1 protein-coding gene is annotated in these 639 nt (G+C 36.6%); it reads right to left on the reverse strand.

Going from position 1 to position 639, the window contains the following annotated elements:
• Window positions 1-36 precede the first annotated feature (36 nt).
• Window positions 37-525, reverse strand: a complete 489-nt coding sequence (locus A194_RS0116470) for a hypothetical protein (protein ID WP_017187863.1) — start codon at window positions 523-525, stop codon at window positions 37-39.
• Between the last annotated feature and the right edge of the window lie 114 nt (window positions 526-639).

Here is a 639-nt window from a genome sequence, read left to right on the forward strand (position 1 = left end):
CCAACAAAGATGTTCTGAACAAGAAAAGTTCATCCTCTATCTCATCCTTATACTCAAAACAATATATGACATAAGTATTATTAATAAACTACTAACCCCAAGTGACATCACACCACTAACTAGGTTGATGTCAAAATTCTCCTGCACTAATGCTGTTTCCAACGTGATTATTTCGTACACATCAAAATATAAGAATGGGTTATAAGCACCGATGATTTGATCATTGAATTGCACACCCAAAAACACGACTGCTAACGTTAAACCAATCGCAATCGATGTTCGTCTTGCTAATACTGAAAATAAAAACAACCAAGCATAACAGAAGACGAGTACCATTAAGAACAACAACGCTGACCATAATAAAAATATTCCCATCGGCATAAAGCTAAACTGGAACTCAGGTTCATAGATCAGCACAGGATAATCCCAGGCACCCAATCGGTCAAAAACAGTTCCAAGTAACAATGAAAATACACCAACACTAAACACGATTAATAACGACATTAGCGCTACTGATATAGCCATACTGACAAAAACAGCTCCACGTCGAACAGGTTGTGTATATAGAAAATGAATCGGCCCATTTTGCCTAATCCTTCTTTAGTCATGACATTACCAAACAAGAATAAGAAAAAAGCC

The organism is Alkalibacillus haloalkaliphilus C5 (genome assembly GCF_000269905.1).
Classification (GTDB): Bacteria; Bacillota; Bacilli; order Bacillales; family Alkalibacillaceae; genus Alkalibacillus; species Alkalibacillus haloalkaliphilus_A.